Annotated in this window: 16 protein-coding genes; 15 read left to right on the forward strand and 1 reads right to left on the reverse strand. The window is 54.2% G+C overall.

Annotation, left to right across the window (positions count from 1 at the left end; translation table 11 throughout):
• The first annotated feature begins 274 nt into the window (after positions 1–274).
• Positions 275–1,231 carry a 23S rRNA pseudouridine(955/2504/2580) synthase RluC gene (gene rluC, locus EL29_RS04960; protein ID WP_013025359.1) on the forward strand — a complete coding sequence of 319 codons (957 nt, stop codon included), beginning with the start codon at positions 275–277 and terminating at the stop codon, positions 1,229–1,231.
• Positions 1,232–1,242: 11 nt separating this feature from the next.
• Here the strand turns inward: rluC and EL29_RS04965 are convergent, their stop codons facing one another.
• Positions 1,243–1,830, reverse strand: coding sequence for a Maf family protein (locus EL29_RS04965; RefSeq protein WP_028715008.1), 588 nt, complete (start codon positions 1,828–1,830; stop codon positions 1,243–1,245).
• A gap of 140 nt (positions 1,831–1,970) precedes the next feature.
• Between EL29_RS04965 and yceD the strand changes: the two genes are divergently transcribed.
• The 14 genes from yceD to ptsG all read left to right on the forward strand — a co-directional run bounded on the left by yceD (position 1,971) and on the right by ptsG (position 14,209).
• Entirely contained in the window at positions 1,971–2,492 is a 522-nt protein-coding gene (gene yceD / locus EL29_RS04970; RefSeq protein ID WP_014593425.1) for a 23S rRNA accumulation protein YceD, read from the forward strand.
• A gap of 14 nt (positions 2,493–2,506) precedes the next feature.
• Positions 2,507–2,677 carry a 50S ribosomal protein L32 gene (gene rpmF, locus EL29_RS04975; protein ID WP_013025362.1) on the forward strand — a complete coding sequence of 57 codons (171 nt, stop codon included), beginning with the start codon at positions 2,507–2,509 and terminating at the stop codon, positions 2,675–2,677.
• Positions 2,678–2,702: 25 nt separating this feature from the next.
• Positions 2,703–3,743 (forward strand): phosphate acyltransferase PlsX, encoded by a 1,041-nt coding sequence (gene plsX / locus EL29_RS04980; RefSeq protein ID WP_013025363.1) that lies wholly within the window; start codon positions 2,703–2,705, stop codon positions 3,741–3,743.
• Positions 3,744–4,697, forward strand: a complete 954-nt coding sequence (fabH, locus tag EL29_RS04985) for a beta-ketoacyl-ACP synthase III (RefSeq protein WP_013025364.1) — start codon at positions 3,744–3,746, stop codon at positions 4,695–4,697. It begins immediately after the preceding gene.
• Between the two features lie 16 nt (positions 4,698–4,713).
• Positions 4,714–5,646, forward strand: coding sequence for an ACP S-malonyltransferase (fabD, locus tag EL29_RS04990; RefSeq protein WP_014593427.1), 933 nt, complete (start codon positions 4,714–4,716; stop codon positions 5,644–5,646).
• A 10-nt stretch (positions 5,647–5,656) separates the two neighbouring features.
• Entirely contained in the window at positions 5,657–6,391 is a 735-nt protein-coding gene (gene fabG, locus EL29_RS04995) for a 3-oxoacyl-ACP reductase FabG (protein WP_014593428.1), read from the forward strand.
• A gap of 153 nt (positions 6,392–6,544) precedes the next feature.
• On the forward strand, positions 6,545–6,781 hold the full coding sequence (acpP, locus tag EL29_RS05000) for an acyl carrier protein (protein WP_003849865.1): 237 nt from the start codon (positions 6,545–6,547) through the stop codon (positions 6,779–6,781).
• 85 nt (positions 6,782–6,866) lie between these two features.
• Positions 6,867–8,108: a beta-ketoacyl-ACP synthase II gene (gene fabF / locus EL29_RS05005; protein WP_013025368.1), complete on the forward strand. Its 1,242-nt coding sequence runs from the start codon at positions 6,867–6,869 to the stop codon at positions 8,106–8,108.
• 122 nt (positions 8,109–8,230) lie between these two features.
• Positions 8,231–9,046, forward strand: coding sequence for an aminodeoxychorismate lyase (pabC, locus tag EL29_RS05010; protein ID WP_033765899.1), 816 nt, complete (start codon positions 8,231–8,233; stop codon positions 9,044–9,046).
• Entirely contained in the window at positions 9,043–10,062 is a 1,020-nt protein-coding gene (yceG, locus tag EL29_RS05015; protein ID WP_028715010.1) for a cell division protein YceG, read from the forward strand. Before pabC ends, yceG begins: the two co-directional genes overlap by 4 nt.
• A complete protein-coding gene (gene tmk / locus EL29_RS05020) occupies positions 10,052–10,687 on the forward strand; it encodes a dTMP kinase (protein WP_014593431.1) in 636 nt (211 codons plus the stop codon). Before yceG ends, tmk begins: the two co-directional genes overlap by 11 nt.
• Positions 10,684–11,673 (forward strand): DNA polymerase III subunit delta', encoded by a 990-nt coding sequence (gene holB / locus EL29_RS05025; protein ID WP_013025372.1) that lies wholly within the window; start codon positions 10,684–10,686, stop codon positions 11,671–11,673. Before tmk ends, holB begins: the two co-directional genes overlap by 4 nt.
• A gap of 15 nt (positions 11,674–11,688) precedes the next feature.
• Positions 11,689–12,480 carry a metal-dependent hydrolase gene (locus tag EL29_RS05030; RefSeq protein WP_024470954.1) on the forward strand — a complete coding sequence of 264 codons (792 nt, stop codon included), beginning with the start codon at positions 11,689–11,691 and terminating at the stop codon, positions 12,478–12,480.
• Positions 12,481–12,769: 289 nt separating this feature from the next.
• Positions 12,770–14,209 (forward strand): PTS glucose transporter subunit IIBC, encoded by a 1,440-nt coding sequence (gene ptsG, locus EL29_RS05035; protein WP_013025374.1) that lies wholly within the window; start codon positions 12,770–12,772, stop codon positions 14,207–14,209.
• The last annotated feature ends 83 nt before the right edge of the window (positions 14,210–14,292 follow it).

Raw genomic sequence — 14,292 nt, forward strand, 5'->3', positions numbered from 1 at the left:
CTGCTCAATCCGACAAAATAACTAATTTCGTTTTTTTTCTTATCTGAATCTTCAGCTAAGAAACCCAAGCATTATTCCACTGCTAACCTTCATATAGCAAGGTGACTTTAACTCACTGATCAATTTTCTTTACATTTTAAGAACCCTACGACAAGAAGTGCACCCGCGCTGCTGAAAATCACAGCAATCACATTACGCTTCCTGACGAGACGCAAAGAGTTAAGCACAGAAAAAGGGGTGGCGCTATCAGGGGACACTATTTAGAATCGCCGCCATGAAAACAGAGAATCCAGGCGTACACTTTGTCGCCATCACGGCTGAAAATGCCGGACAACGCATTGACAACTTTTTGCGCACCCAGTTAAAGGGCGTGCCGAAAAGCATGATTTATCGCATCGTGCGTAAAGGCGAGGTGCGGGTTAACAAGAAACGCATCAAGCCAGAATATAAGCTGGAAGAGGGCGATGAGGTGCGTATCCCGCCCGTCCGGGTAGCCGAACGGGACGAAGAGGCCGTTTCGCCCAAGCTGGCCAAAGTGGCTTCTTTAGCCAATGCCATTCTCTTTGAAGACGATCACCTGCTGGTGCTGAATAAGCCGTCCGGTACAGCGGTACACGGTGGCAGCGGCCTGAGCTTTGGCGTGATAGAAGGCTTGCGCGCCCTGCGTCCTGAGGCTCGTTTCCTGGAGCTGGTGCACCGTCTGGATCGTGACACCTCTGGCGTGCTGCTGGTGGCCAAAAAGCGTTCAGCCTTGCGCTCGCTGCATGAACAACTGCGTGAGAAAGGCATGCAGAAAGACTATCTGGCGCTGGTTCAGGGTAACTGGCCATCGCATCTGAAAGTGGTTCAGGCACCGTTGCTGAAAAACATTCTGCAAAGCGGTGAGCGCATGGTACGCGTGAGCAGCGACGGCAAGCCTTCAGAAACCCGGTTTAAAGTGGAAGAGCGCTTCGACTTCGCCACCCTTGTAAAAGCCAGCCCGGTTACCGGACGTACCCACCAGATTCGTGTGCATACGCTGCATGCCGGTCATCCTATTGCATTCGACGACCGCTACGGCGATCGCGCGTTTGACAGCCAGCTGTCCTCTACGGGGCTTAACCGCTTGTTCCTGCATGCGGCCGCGCTGACCTTTACGCATCCCAACACGGGTGAGACGCTCCGCATGGAAGCGCCACTGGATGACAAGTTGCAGCATTGCCTGACGATGCTGCGCCAGCAGAAAAGCTGACGCGCCGGGCATCAATCCGACAGGGGGTTGATGCCTGCTTCTCGCAGCATAGTGCTGAGCGCGATAAGCGGTAAACCGACCAGCGTATTCGGATCGCGTCCCTCAAGACGATCGAATAAACAAATCCCCAACCCTTCGCTTTTAAAGCTCCCTGCGCACTGCAGCGGTTGCTCTTTCTTTATATAGGCACGGATCTCGGCGTCGGTTAGCGTGCGGAAATGGACGCTAAACGGCTCACAGCATTGCATTAAGCGCTGGCTGGCAGGGTGGTATAGCGCCAGCCCGGTATAAAACGTTACGCGCTGGCCGCTGGCGGCCCGCAACTGTGCTTCCGCGTTTTCAACCGTATGGGGTTTCCCGGTTATCACGCCATTCAGCACGCAGACCTGGTCAGAACCAATAATCCAGTGGTCAGGATAACGTTCGGCCAGCGCCTGCGCCTTGGCGATGGCTAATCGGGTGACCAGCGCTTCCGCGCTTTCATGCGCTAACGGCGTTTCATCTGTCTGCGGCGAATCGACCGTGAAAGGCAGGCCCAGCCGCGCTAACAGTGCCTGACGAAAGGGCGACGTTGATGCTAAAAGAATCGATGCTGTCATTTTTTTTCAATATTGATAGCGAATTGGTGGCAGTCATTTTAAACTGTGCGCCGCACTGGATGCGAATAGTGGTTGAAAGATGCTGGTAAACGGCCTTTTTCTTTGACTCTATGTGATTACAAAGTTAATATGCGCGCCCTATGCAAAAGGTAAAATTACCCCTGACGCTGGACCCAGTCCGCACCGCTCAAAAACGCCTGGATTATCAAGGTGTTTATACCTCTCAACAGGTTGAGCGTGTTGCTGAGTCGGTCGTCAGTGTGGACAGTGATGTAGATTGTGTCATGTCGTTTGCGGTTGACAACCAGCGTCTGGCAGTACTGACGGGTACTGCTGATGTACAGGTTACGCTACGTTGTCAGCGCTGCAACCAGGTTTTTCCACATCATGTACACGTAAGCTATTGCTTCAGTCCTGTGTCGTCTGACGAGCAGGCCGAAGCGTTGCCGGAAGCGTACGAGCCGGTTGATGTCAACGAGTTTGGTGAGATCGACCTGCTGGCAGTTATCGAGGATGAAGTTATTCTCGCGCTGCCTGTGGTTCCGGTGCACGATTCTGAACACTGTGAAGTGTCCGAGGCGGACATGGTCTTTGGTCAGTTGCCTGCAGAGGCAGAAAAACCAAACCCATTTGCCGTATTAGCCAGTTTAAAGCGTAAGTAATAGGAGTAAGGTCCATGGCCGTACAACAGAATAAACCCACCCGTTCTAAGCGTGGTATGCGTCGTTCGCACGATGCGCTGACCACTGCCACTCTGTCAGTAGATAAAGTTTCTGGTGAAACTCATCTGCGTCACCACATCACTGCGGACGGTTACTACCGCGGTCGCAAGGTTATCGTTAAGTAAGTTCTTTGCTTAGCAAGGCGATACCTTGGCACGTTTGACCCTGGCTATCGATGCCATGGGCGGGGACTTCGGTCCCTGCGTGACGGTGCCTGCAGCATTGCAGGCACTGGCCTCTCATTCGGAAATTATCCTTCTTCTTGTCGGAGATCCCGACATTCTCACGCCATTGCTTGCCAAAGCGGATTCCTCCTTGCTGGAGCGACTGCAGGTTGTGCCTGCCGAATCAGTTATTGCAAGTGATGCGCGACCCGCACAAGCCATCCGTAACAGCCGCGGCAGTTCTATGCGAGTGGCGTTAGAGTTGGTTAAAGAAGGGCGGGCTCAGGCCTGCGTCAGCAGCGGCAACACGGGCGCGCTGATGGGGCTGGCGACATTATTACTGAAGCCGCTGGACGGGATTAAACGTCCGGCGCTTATGACCGTTTTACCCCATCAGCAGAAGGGAAAAACGGTCATTTTAGATTTAGGTGCCAATGTCGACTCAGACAGTGCGATGCTGGTGCAGTTTGCGGTAATGGGCTCAGTGATGGCGGAAGAAGTGTTGGGGATTGCGAATCCCCGTGTGGCACTTCTCAATATTGGTCATGAAGAGCATAAAGGGCTTGAAAGCATCCGCGATGCGGCGTTAAGTCTCAAGGCATTGCCGCAGATTAACTACATTGGTTACCTTGAAGGTAATGATTTACTGACTGGCAAAACGGATGTGCTGGTCTGTGATGGTTTCGCAGGAAACATCACTCTGAAGACAATGGAAGGCGTAGTAAGAATGTTTCTTTCTCTGTTCAAGTCATCAGAGGAAGGTAAGAAGCGGTCGTGGTGGCTGACGTTGCTGGGGCGCTGGATGAAAAAGCGTTTGGTCAGGCGCTTCGGGCATCTCAACCCCGACCAGTATAATGGCGCTTGTCTGTTAGGATTACGCGGGACAGTGATAAAGAGCCATGGTGCAGCAAATCAACATGCTTTTGCCGTGGCGATCAATCAGGCCGAGCAGACGGTGAGGCGGCAGGTGCCTGAACGCATTGCCGCCCGTCTGGACGCTGTATTAGCCAGGAGTGACAAAGCCTAGATGTTTACCAAAATTATCGGTACGGGCAGTTATTTGCCCAGCCAGATCCGCACCAATGCCGATCTGGAAAAAATGGTGGAGACTTCGGACGAGTGGATTGTTACCCGTACCGGCATTCGTGAGCGCCGTATTGCTGCGCCGGATGAGACTGTCGCAAGTATGGGACATCAGGCTGCACAACGTGCACTGGAAATGGCAGGCGTTGACGCCAATGATATCGGTCTGATCATCGTTGCGACCACCTCGTCCAGTCACGCCTTTCCAAGCTCTGCCTGCCTGATTCAGCAGATGCTTGACATCAAAGACTGTGCGGCGTTTGACCTCGCAGCAGCCTGTGCCGGCTTTACCTATGCGTTAAGCGTGGCCGATCAATATATTAAAAACGGTGCCGTTAAACATGCGTTAGTCATCGGTGCCGATGTCCTCGCGCGTACGCTCAATCCAGACGATCGTGGGACGATCATCCTGTTTGGTGATGGTGCCGGCGCTGTTGTGCTGGGCCAGAGCGAAGAGCAGGGGATCATTTCAACCCACCTGCACGCTGACGGTCGCTATGCGAAACTGTTGACGCTGCCGTATCAGGATCGCGAAAATCAGGATCAGCCCGCTTATTTGACAATGGCAGGCAATGAAGTCTTCAAAGTGGCGGTTACCGAGTTAGCCCACATTGTGGACGAAACCTTGCAGGCAAATAACATTGCGCGTGAAGAGCTGGACTGGCTGGTGCCGCATCAGGCTAACCTGCGTATTATCAGCGCCACGGCGAAAAAACTGGGTATGACCATGGAGAAAGTGGTCGTGACGCTGGATCGCCATGGAAATACCTCTGCCGCATCCGTGCCAAGTGCGCTGGATGAGGCGGTGCGCGATGGCCGCATCAAACCCGGACAACTTATTTTGCTGGAAGCCTTTGGTGGTGGATTCACCTGGGGTTCTGCGCTGGTTCGCTTTTGATTGACAGGAATTGAAAATGACGCAATTTGCTTTTGTTTTCCCAGGTCAGGGTTCACAGACTGTGGGCATGTTAGCGGATCTGGCCGCTGCTTATCCGGCGGTTGAAGCGACGTTTCGTGAAGCTTCTGATGTTCTCGGTTACGATCTGTGGCAGTTAGTCAGCCAGGGGCCGGCTGAAGAGCTGAATAAAACCTGGCAGACGCAGCCTGCTTTGCTGGCTGCCTCGGTAGCCATCTATCGTGTCTGGCAGCAGCAGGGCGGTCAACAACCCGCCCTGATGGCAGGTCACAGCCTGGGAGAATACTCCGCGCTGGTCTGCGCAGGTGTGCTGAATTTTGCGGACGCGATCAAGCTGGTTGAACTGCGCGGTAAGCTGATGCAGGAAGCCGTGCCTGAGGGCACGGGTGCGATGCAGGCAATTATCGGCCTTGATGACGCTGCGATTGCTAAAGCCTGTGAAGAAAGTGCGCAGGGCCAAGTGGTTTCGCCGGTTAACTTCAACTCGCCAGGCCAGGTGGTTATCGCCGGCAATAAAGAGGCGGTTGAACGTGCGGGTGCAGCCTGCAAAGCGGCAGGCGCAAAACGTGCGCTACCGCTGCCGGTAAGCGTCCCTTCACACTGCGCGCTGATGAAACCGGCTGCCGATAAGCTGGCATTAACACTGGAAAACATCACGTTTAATGCGCCAGCTGTGCCGGTCATTAACAACGTGGATGTCAAAGCCGAAACGGACGCCGACGCGATTCGACATGCGCTGATTCGTCAGCTTTACAGCCCGGTCCGCTGGACCGAGAGCGTTGAGGCTATGGCCGCGCAGGGCGTCACGCAACTTATTGAAATGGGACCGGGTAAAGTCCTTACCGGTCTGACAAAACGCATTGTAGACGGCCTGTCCGCAGCAGCGGTGAACGATACTGCGTCATTGACTGCGGCGCTTGCACAGGAATAAGAGGAAAATCATGAGCTTTGAAGGTAAAGTAGCGCTGGTAACTGGCGCAAGCCGCGGCATCGGCCGTGCGATTGCAGAAACCCTGGCCGCACGCGGTGCGAAAGTGGTAGGTACTGCAACCAGCCAAAGTGGCGCCGATGCTATCAGTGATTACCTTGGCGATAAAGGACAAGGTCTGCTGTTAAACGTGACGGATGCCGCTTCTGTAAACAGCGTTTTAGAGAAAATTCGCGCTGAATTTGGCGAAGTGGACATTTTAGTCAATAATGCAGGCATTACGCGTGATAATCTACTGATGCGTATGAAGGACGATGAGTGGCAGGATATCCTGGATACCAACCTCACATCGGTTTTCCGTCTTTCGAAGGCGGTGATGCGTGCCATGATGAAAAAGCGCATGGGTCGTATCATCACCATCGGTTCTGTTGTTGGAACCATGGGCAATGCGGGTCAGGCAAACTACGCTGCAGCAAAAGCAGGTTTGATTGGCTTTAGCAAATCACTGGCGCGCGAAATCGCGTCACGTGGCATTACCGTCAACGTCGTGGCTCCGGGCTTCATAGAGACTGACATGACGCGGGCACTGAACGAAGATCAACGTTCCGGTATTCTGGCGGAGGTCCCAGCGGGTCGTTTAGGCGAAGCGCAGGAAATTGCTAATGCCGTTGCATTCTTAGCCTCTGACGAAGCAGCCTACATCACGGGTGAGACGCTGCACGTCAATGGCGGCATGTATATGGTCTGATAATCACGAAATCATTTGCATTATTTGCGGATAAAACCGCACAATAGCGTAAAATCGTGGTTCGACCAGCCGGGATTTTGTTGCATCTTTTTCAACATTTTATACACTACGAAAACCATCGCGAAAGCGAGTTTTGATAGGAAATTAAATAGTATGAGCGATATCGAACAACGCGTTAAGAAAATCATCAGTGAGCAGCTGGGTGTGAAAGAGGAAGAAGTGACCAACTCTGCATCTTTCGTAGAAGACCTGGGTGCCGATTCTCTTGATACCGTTGAGCTGGTAATGGCTCTGGAAGAAGAGTTTGATACTGAAATTCCAGACGAAGAAGCTGAGAAAATCACTACCGTTCAGGCAGCGATCGACTATATCAATAGCCATAAAGGCTAATGAATATCTTCAGGCGGTCATATGACCGCCTGAGTTTTATGTTTGCCCCACAATAGTCATTTTTATCCCTCCCTGGAGGACGAACGTGTCTAAGCGTCGTGTAGTTGTGACTGGTCTTGGCATGTTGTCTCCTGTCGGCAATACCGTAGAGTCTACCTGGAGTGCTCTCCTTGCCGGTCAGAGCGGCATTAACCTGATCGACCATTTTGATACCAGCGCCTATGCAACACGTTTTGCAGGTCTGGTAAGAGATTTTAATTGCGATGACTTTATCTCTCGTAAAGATCAACGCAAGATGGATGACTTCATTCAGTACGGCATCGTGGCAGGCATTCAGGCCATGCAGGACAGCGGTCTGGTTGTGACCGACGAAAATGCAGGCCGGGTTGGCGCAGCAATTGGTTCGGGCATCGGGGGCTTGGGTCTTATTGAAGACAACCATACCTCTCTGGTGAACGGTGGCCCGCGTAAAATTAGCCCATTCTTTGTGCCTTCCACAATCGTCAATATGGTGGCGGGGCATCTCACCATCATGTATGGCCTGAAAGGCCCCAGCATCTCCATTGCGACCGCCTGTACGTCTGGCGTGCACAATATCGGTCATGCTGCACGTATCATCGCCTATAACGATGCCGACGTGATGCTGGCGGGCGGTGCGGAAAAAGCCAGTACGCCACTTGGCGTTGGCGGATTCGGCGCGGCACGTGCGCTGTCGACGCGTAACGAAAACCCCCAGGCGGCAAGCCGTCCATGGGATAAAGACCGAGATGGATTTGTACTGGGCGACGGCGCTGGCATTATCGTACTGGAAGAGTATGAGCATGCTAAGAAACGTGGCGCAAAAATCTATGCGGAAATTGTGGGCTTTGGGATGAGCAGCGATGCTTATCACATGACCTCACCGCCGGAAGACGGTTCAGGTGCAGCCGCTGCGATGATCAACGCGCTGCGTGATGCGCAGATGACGCCAGATAAGATTGGTTACGTCAATGCACACGGTACCTCAACCCCAGCCGGCGATAAAGCGGAAGCCCAGGCGGTGAAATCCGTTTTTGGTGCAGCAGCCAGTACGGTAATGGTCAGCTCCACCAAATCCATGACCGGCCATCTGTTGGGTGCGGCGGGCGCGGTTGAGTCGATCTATTCGATTCTGGCCCTGCGCGACCAGGCGATTCCACCGACGCTGAACCTGGATAATCCTGATGAAGGTTGCGATCTTGATTTCGTTCCGCACACCGCTCGTCAGGTTTCGGGGCTGGAATACACGCTGTGTAACTCCTTCGGCTTCGGCGGTACCAACGGCTCGCTGATTTTCCGTAAAATCTAAACATTCCGTTTATGATTGCTGTAAAGGCCCGCAATGCGGGCCTTTTTTCTATCCAGCGGCGCGAAGAAACCGATAAAATCATGGCCATCGTCGAGCAACGTTCTGATACCGGAGAAACGGCAATGTGGATAAACGGCACTGAGCAATCCCAGCTGGCGGCCACCGATCGTGCCGTACAGTTTGGCGATGGCTGCTTTACGACCGCCGCGATCGGCAACGGCAAAATCCTGCTGTTTGACAGGCACATGCAGCGATTGCAGCAAAGCTGTGAACGGCTGTGGCTGAATGGCGTTGACTGGCCCGCGCTGGCGCAGGAGATGCAACACGCGGCCAGCGGACATGACAGGGCAGTGCTTAAAGTCATCATCAGCGCGGGCAGCGGCGGGCGGGGCTACAGCCGCAGCGGTTGTAGCGGCACCACACGAATCGTTTCGGTATCCCCCTGGCCTGCGCATTATGCGGCGCTACAGCAAACCGGCGTCAGGCTGGCCGTGAGCCCGGTCCGCCTGGCGCGCCAGCCTCAGTTTGCCGGCCTTAAGCACCTGAACCGGCTGGAACAGGTGATGATTCGTGCCCACCTTGAGCAGACCGACGCCGATGAGGCGCTGGTGCTTGACACTGACGGTTGGGTGGTGGAATGCTGTGCGGCCAATTTATTCTGGCGAAGCGGCGGCACGGTTTTTACCCCGGCGCTGGATCAGGCGGGCGTTGACGGCATTATGCGGCGCAGTCTGATAGCGGAAATGCGCGCCGCAGGTCAGATTTGTCAGGTGGTTCAGGCGGGACTGGCGCAACTCCAGGCAGCCGATGAGATTGTGGTATGCAACGCGCTGATGCCCGTATTACCCGTTCGACAACTTGATGCGCTGTCGTTTGAACAGCGCACCTTGTTTAACCAGCTACAGGCGAGCTGTAGAAAGATAATGGAAGCATCATGAGCCGAATCAAAAAAATAGGGGTGAGCGTTGTGGTCATCCTGCTCATCGCGGCAGCCGTGAGTTACTGGCAGGTTAAACAACTTGCAGCAACCCGGTTGACCCTTTCCCAGGAAACGATCTACACGCTGCCGGCAGGAACCGGTCGCGTTGCACTGGAAGCGCAGTTGGAAAGTCAAAAGATTATCCCTCACAGCATCTGGTTTGGCGCATTGCTTAAACTGGAGCCTGAGCTGGCCAAATTCAAAGCCGGAACCTATCGCCTTGAACCGACAATGACGGTCCGCAGTTTGCTGGAATTGCTCGCCAGCGGCAAAGAGGCACAATTCCCGCTGCGGTTTGTGGAAGGACAACGCCTGCAAGAGTGGCTTAGCGAATTACGTAAAGCGCCCTACGTGAAACATACGCTGCCGGATGACAGCTATGCGACCGTCGCCAGCACGCTGAAGCTGGACGAAAAGGCGCTGGAAGGCAGTTTCTTTCCGGATACTTATCTGTACACCGCAAACACCACCGATGTCGCGTTGCTGGAACGCGCGCATCAGCGGATGAAAAAGACCATCGATGAAGTCTGGCAGGGCAGGATGGATAACCTGCCCTATAAAGATCCGCAGGAAATGGTCACGATGGCGTCGATCATCGAAAAAGAAACCGGTGTGAGTGAAGAGCGGGCTAAGGTGGCTTCCGTGTTTATTAATCGCCTGCGCGTGGGGATGCGTCTGCAAACCGATCCTACCGTGATCTACGGCATGGGTAACGCCTATACTGGCACGCTGACGCGTAAAGATCTGGAAACGCCGTCGCCGTATAATACCTATATCATCAGCGGCCTGCCGCCGGGGCCAATTGCGATGCCGAGCAAAGCCTCACTGATTGCGGCCGCGCATCCGGAAAAAACCAACTATCTCTACTTCGTGGCGGATGGCAAAGGTGGACATACCTTCACCACCAATCTTGCCAGCCACAACAAGGCCGTGCAGGCTTACCGGCTGGTGTTAAAGGAAAAAAATGGACAGTAAGTTTATTGTTATTGAAGGCCTGGAAGGCGCAGGAAAAACCACGGCGCGCGATGCGGTCGTTGCAACACTGCGGGCCAGTGGAATCGACGATATTGTCTTTACCCGCGAACCCGGCGGCACACCGCTGGCTGAGCAGCTCCGCGTGCTGGTCAAGCAGGGCATTGAGGGCGAGCAGGTAACCGATAAAGCGGAACTGTTAATGCTGTATGCCGCGCGCGTCCAACTGGTGGAAACGGTGATCAAGCCTGCGCTGGCGCGGGGGGCCTGGGTGATAGGCGATCGTCACGATCTCTCCTCCCAGGCATATCAGGGCGGCGGTCGCGGGCTGGACGCCGAACTGATGCGCACCTTACGGGATACGGTACTGGGCGACTTTCGTCCTGACCTGACGCTGTACCTCGATGTTACGCCTGAAACCGGGTTACAGCGTGCCCGCGCCCGCGGAGAATTAGACCGCATTGAGCAGGAGTCGCTGCGCTTTTTTGAACGCACGCGTGAGCGATATCTGGCGCTGGCTGCCGCCGATGACAGTATCCTGACGATAGATGCCACTCAGCCGCTTGAGCAGGTTACAAGCGCGCTGCACGCCACCCTGACGGCCTGGCTGGCGGAACAGCGCGCATGAACTGGTATCCCTGGCTCAATCAACCTTACCGCCAGGTGATTGGTCAGCATCAGGATGGCCGTGCCCATCATGCGTTGTTGATCACCTCTCTTGACGGCATGGGCGATGATGCGCTGGTGTGGGGGATCAGCCGCTGGCTGATGTGCCTGCAACGCGACGGATTAAAAAGCTGTGGTCACTGCCATGGCTGCCAGCTGATGCAGGCAAATACGCACCCTGACTGGTACCGGCTTGAAGCTGAAAAAGGCAAAACGACGCTGGGCATTGATGCCGTGCGTCAGGTCACGGAAAAAATGTATCACTATGCGCAGCAGGGCGGTGCCAAGGTGGTCTGGCTGCCAGATGCGGCTCAGCTCAGCGAGGCGGCGGCTAATGCCTTACTGAAAACGCTGGAAGAGCCGCCAGCCAACAGTTGGTTCTTTTTAAGCTGTCGCGAGCCCTCCCGCCTGCTGGCAACGCTGCGTAGTCGCTGCATGGTGCTGACGTTACCTCCACCAGATGAAAATCACAGTCTGGCCTGGCTGAGAAAGCAGGGGCAACATGATGAGGCCCCGCTACTGGCCGCGCTGCGGCTCAGTGCAGGTGCGCCCGGTGCGGCGCTGACGCTGTTGGATGATGGCCTGTGGCAGGCCCGGCAAAAACTGTGCGATTCCCTGCCGGGTGCGTTGCAACAGGACATCCTGCAACTCCTGCCCGTGCTGAACGCAGATAACAGCGCGGCACGGATTGGCTGGCTGTTATCATTCATACTGGATGCGATGAAATGGCAGCAGGGCGCAACCCAGTGGCTGACTAACGTCGATCGTCAGGACGTGGTCGCCATGCTGGCGCAGCACTTCTCGCAAACGGCGCTCAATAACAGCGCTCAAGACTGGATGCGCTGTCGTGAATCGTTATTACAGGTTGCGGCAGTGAATCGTGAACTTCTCCTGACTGACCGATTACTGAGTTGGGCAGATAACCTGAAGCCCAGGTTACCCGGCTAAATGACTGAGAAAAATATGTTTATTGTTGATTCCCATTGCCATCTTGATGGCCTGAATTATGAGAAAAATCATCACGATCTTGATGATGTGATTGCCAAAGCGGCAGCGCGCGACGTCCGGTTCATGCTGGCTATCGCCACGACCTTACCCGGCTTTAGTACGCTGAAAACGCTGGTGGGCGATCGTGAAAATATTGCGCTCTCCTGTGGCGTGCATCCGCTGAATCAGGAGGCGCCGTATGATGTTGAGTTATTCCGCCGCCTGGCCGCCGATCCTCAGGTGATCGCGCTGGGCGAGACCGGGCTGGATTACTACTATCAGCAGGAAACCAAAGCTCAGCAGCAGGACTCTTTTCGTGAACATATCCGTAGCGGAATTACGCTGAATAAGCCGATTATCGTGCATACGCGTGATGCACGTGAAGACACGCTGGCCATTCTCAAGGAAGAGCAGGTTGAACGCTGTGGCGGCGTACTGCACTGCTTTACAGAAGATCAGGCGACGGCAGCAAAACTGCTGGATATGGGGTTCTATATCTCATTCTCGGGCATCGTCACCTTCCGCAATGCAGAGCAGATTCGTGACGCGGCGCGCTACGTCCCGCTGGATCGCATTCTGGTCGAAACCGACTCCCCTTATCTGGCGCCTGTTCCTTACCGGGGCAAAGAGAACCAGCCTGCTTACACGCGTGACGTTGCCGATTATCTTGCGGTGCTGAAAGGCGTAGATATTGAGACGCTGGCCGCCGCCACCACAAAAAACTTTTCTACGCTGTTTCATGTGCCGATGAGCCGTCTTGGTGCCTGATTCAGAGTTATTTCAGACGTTGTAATAAATACGAGATTATGTTCGTTGACCCTGTTGTGATTCGACAGGGTCAACTTTTATTGGCTGAAAAATCAGCAAAAAAACCGCCGTTGTGGCCGGCTGCTGGCGTGTGATTGACGAAACGTGATAGCCGTCAAAGTAACGAAGGGTAATTTATTTTACCCTTCGTAATAAATCAAAAAGGCGGATAACGCCAACCGGTAAAGAACCTCCCTCTTTACCACGCGCACTGCGCGAAAAACGCACTCATACTCAGGAGTTTCACGCTATGTTCAAAAATGCTTTTGCCAACTTACAAAAGGTTGGTAAATCGCTCATGCTGCCGGTATCGGTTCTTCCGATTGCCGGTATTTTATTAGGTGTTGGTTCAGCGAACTTTAGCTGGTTACCTGCGGTGGTATCGCATGTAATGGCGGAAGCGGGTGGATCGGTCTTTGCCAATATGCCGCTGATTTTTGCCATTGGCGTGGCACTCGGCTTTACCAATAACGACGGTGTTTCCGCACTGGCAGCGGTCGTGGCTTACGGCATCATGGTGAAAACCATGGCGGTGGTCGCTCCCTTAGTCCTGCATCTGCCGGCAGCGGAAATTGAGGCAAAACACCTTGCCGATACCGGGGTGCTGGGCGGTATTATTGCCGGCTCCATCGCCGCGTATATGTTTAACCGCTTCTATCGCATTAAGCTGCCTGAATATCTGGGCTTCTTTGCCGGTAAACGCTTTGTGCCGATTATCTCGGGTCTGGCGGCTATCGCGATGGGGCTGGTGCTGTCGTTTATCTGGCCACCGGTCGGTTCAGCGATTCAGGACTTCTCTCAGTGGGCGGCCTACCAAAACCCGGTGGTGGCGTTTGGTATCTACGGCGTCGTTGAACGTGCGCTGGTGCCATTTGGTCTGCACCACATCTGGAACGTTCCTTTCCAGATGCAGATTGGTGAGTACACCAATGCCGCAGGTCAGGTATTCCACGGCGATATCCCTCGCTACATGGCGGGTGACCCAACCGCAGGTAAACTTTCTGGCGGCTTCCTGTTCAAAATGTATGGCCTGCCTGCCGCGGCGATTGCCATCTGGCATTCGGCAAAACCTGAAAACCGTGCCAAAGTGGGCGGTATCATGATCTCTGCGGCGTTGACCTCGTTCCTGACCGGTATTACCGAGCCGATCGAGTTCTCGTTCATGTTTGTTGCGCCAATCCTGTATGTCATCCATGCCATTCTGGCCGGTCTGGCTTTCCCAATCTGTATCCTGCTGGGCATGCGTGACGGTACCAGTTTCTCCCATGGCCTGATCGACTTTATCGTCCTGAGTGGTAACAGCAGCAAAATCTGGTTGTTCCCGATTATCGGTATGATCTACGCCGCGGTTTACTACACCGTTTTCCGCGTCCTGATCGTGAAGCTGGATCTGAAAACCCCTGGCCGTGAAGACAGCGCAAGCGAACAGTCTTCTTCCGCGACCGGCGGTGAAATGGCGGGCAAACTGGTGTCTGCATTTGGTGGCAAAGAAAACATCACTAACCTGGATGCCTGTATCACGCGTCTGCGCGTCAGCGTGGCCGATGTAAGCAAAGTGGATCAAACCGAACTGAAAAACCTGGGCGCACGTGGCGTCGTGGTAGCCGGTTCAGGCGTTCAGGCGATTTTCGGCACCAAATCCGATAACCTGAAAACAGATATGGATGACTACATCCGTAACAAGTCATAAGGTCTGATGCCGTTCTGGCACGGCGAAAACAGCGTTGAGTCTCGGCTCAACGCTGTTTTTTTTGCCCGAAGTTAAGGCTGACA

Source organism: Pantoea ananatis LMG 2665 (assembly GCF_000710035.2).
GTDB lineage: Bacteria > Pseudomonadota > Gammaproteobacteria > Enterobacterales > Enterobacteriaceae > Pantoea > Pantoea ananatis.

Bases quoted from the DNA above. Each gene is read 5' to 3' on its own strand.
- rluC (WP_013025359.1), top strand. From the start codon at position 275: ATGAAAACAGAGAATCCAGGCGTACACTTTGTCGCCATCACGGCTGAA.
- EL29_RS04965 (WP_028715008.1), bottom strand. From the start codon at position 1,830: ATGACAGCATCGATTCTTTTAGCATCAACGTCGCCCTTTCGTCAGGCA.
- yceD (WP_014593425.1), top strand. From the start codon at position 1,971: ATGCAAAAGGTAAAATTACCCCTGACGCTGGACCCAGTCCGCACCGCT.
- rpmF (WP_013025362.1), top strand. From the start codon at position 2,507: ATGGCCGTACAACAGAATAAACCCACCCGTTCTAAGCGTGGTATGCGT.
- fabH (WP_013025364.1), top strand. From the start codon at position 3,744: ATGTTTACCAAAATTATCGGTACGGGCAGTTATTTGCCCAGCCAGATC.
- fabD (WP_014593427.1), top strand. From the start codon at position 4,714: ATGACGCAATTTGCTTTTGTTTTCCCAGGTCAGGGTTCACAGACTGTG.
- fabG (WP_014593428.1), top strand. From the start codon at position 5,657: ATGAGCTTTGAAGGTAAAGTAGCGCTGGTAACTGGCGCAAGCCGCGGC.
- acpP (WP_003849865.1), top strand. From the start codon at position 6,545: ATGAGCGATATCGAACAACGCGTTAAGAAAATCATCAGTGAGCAGCTG.
- pabC (WP_033765899.1), top strand. From the start codon at position 8,231: ATGTGGATAAACGGCACTGAGCAATCCCAGCTGGCGGCCACCGATCGT.
- yceG (WP_028715010.1), top strand. From the start codon at position 9,043: ATGAGCCGAATCAAAAAAATAGGGGTGAGCGTTGTGGTCATCCTGCTC.
- tmk (WP_014593431.1), top strand. From the start codon at position 10,052: ATGGACAGTAAGTTTATTGTTATTGAAGGCCTGGAAGGCGCAGGAAAA.
- holB (WP_013025372.1), top strand. From the start codon at position 10,684: ATGAACTGGTATCCCTGGCTCAATCAACCTTACCGCCAGGTGATTGGT.
- EL29_RS05030 (WP_024470954.1), top strand. From the start codon at position 11,689: ATGTTTATTGTTGATTCCCATTGCCATCTTGATGGCCTGAATTATGAG.
- ptsG (WP_013025374.1), top strand. From the start codon at position 12,770: ATGTTCAAAAATGCTTTTGCCAACTTACAAAAGGTTGGTAAATCGCTC.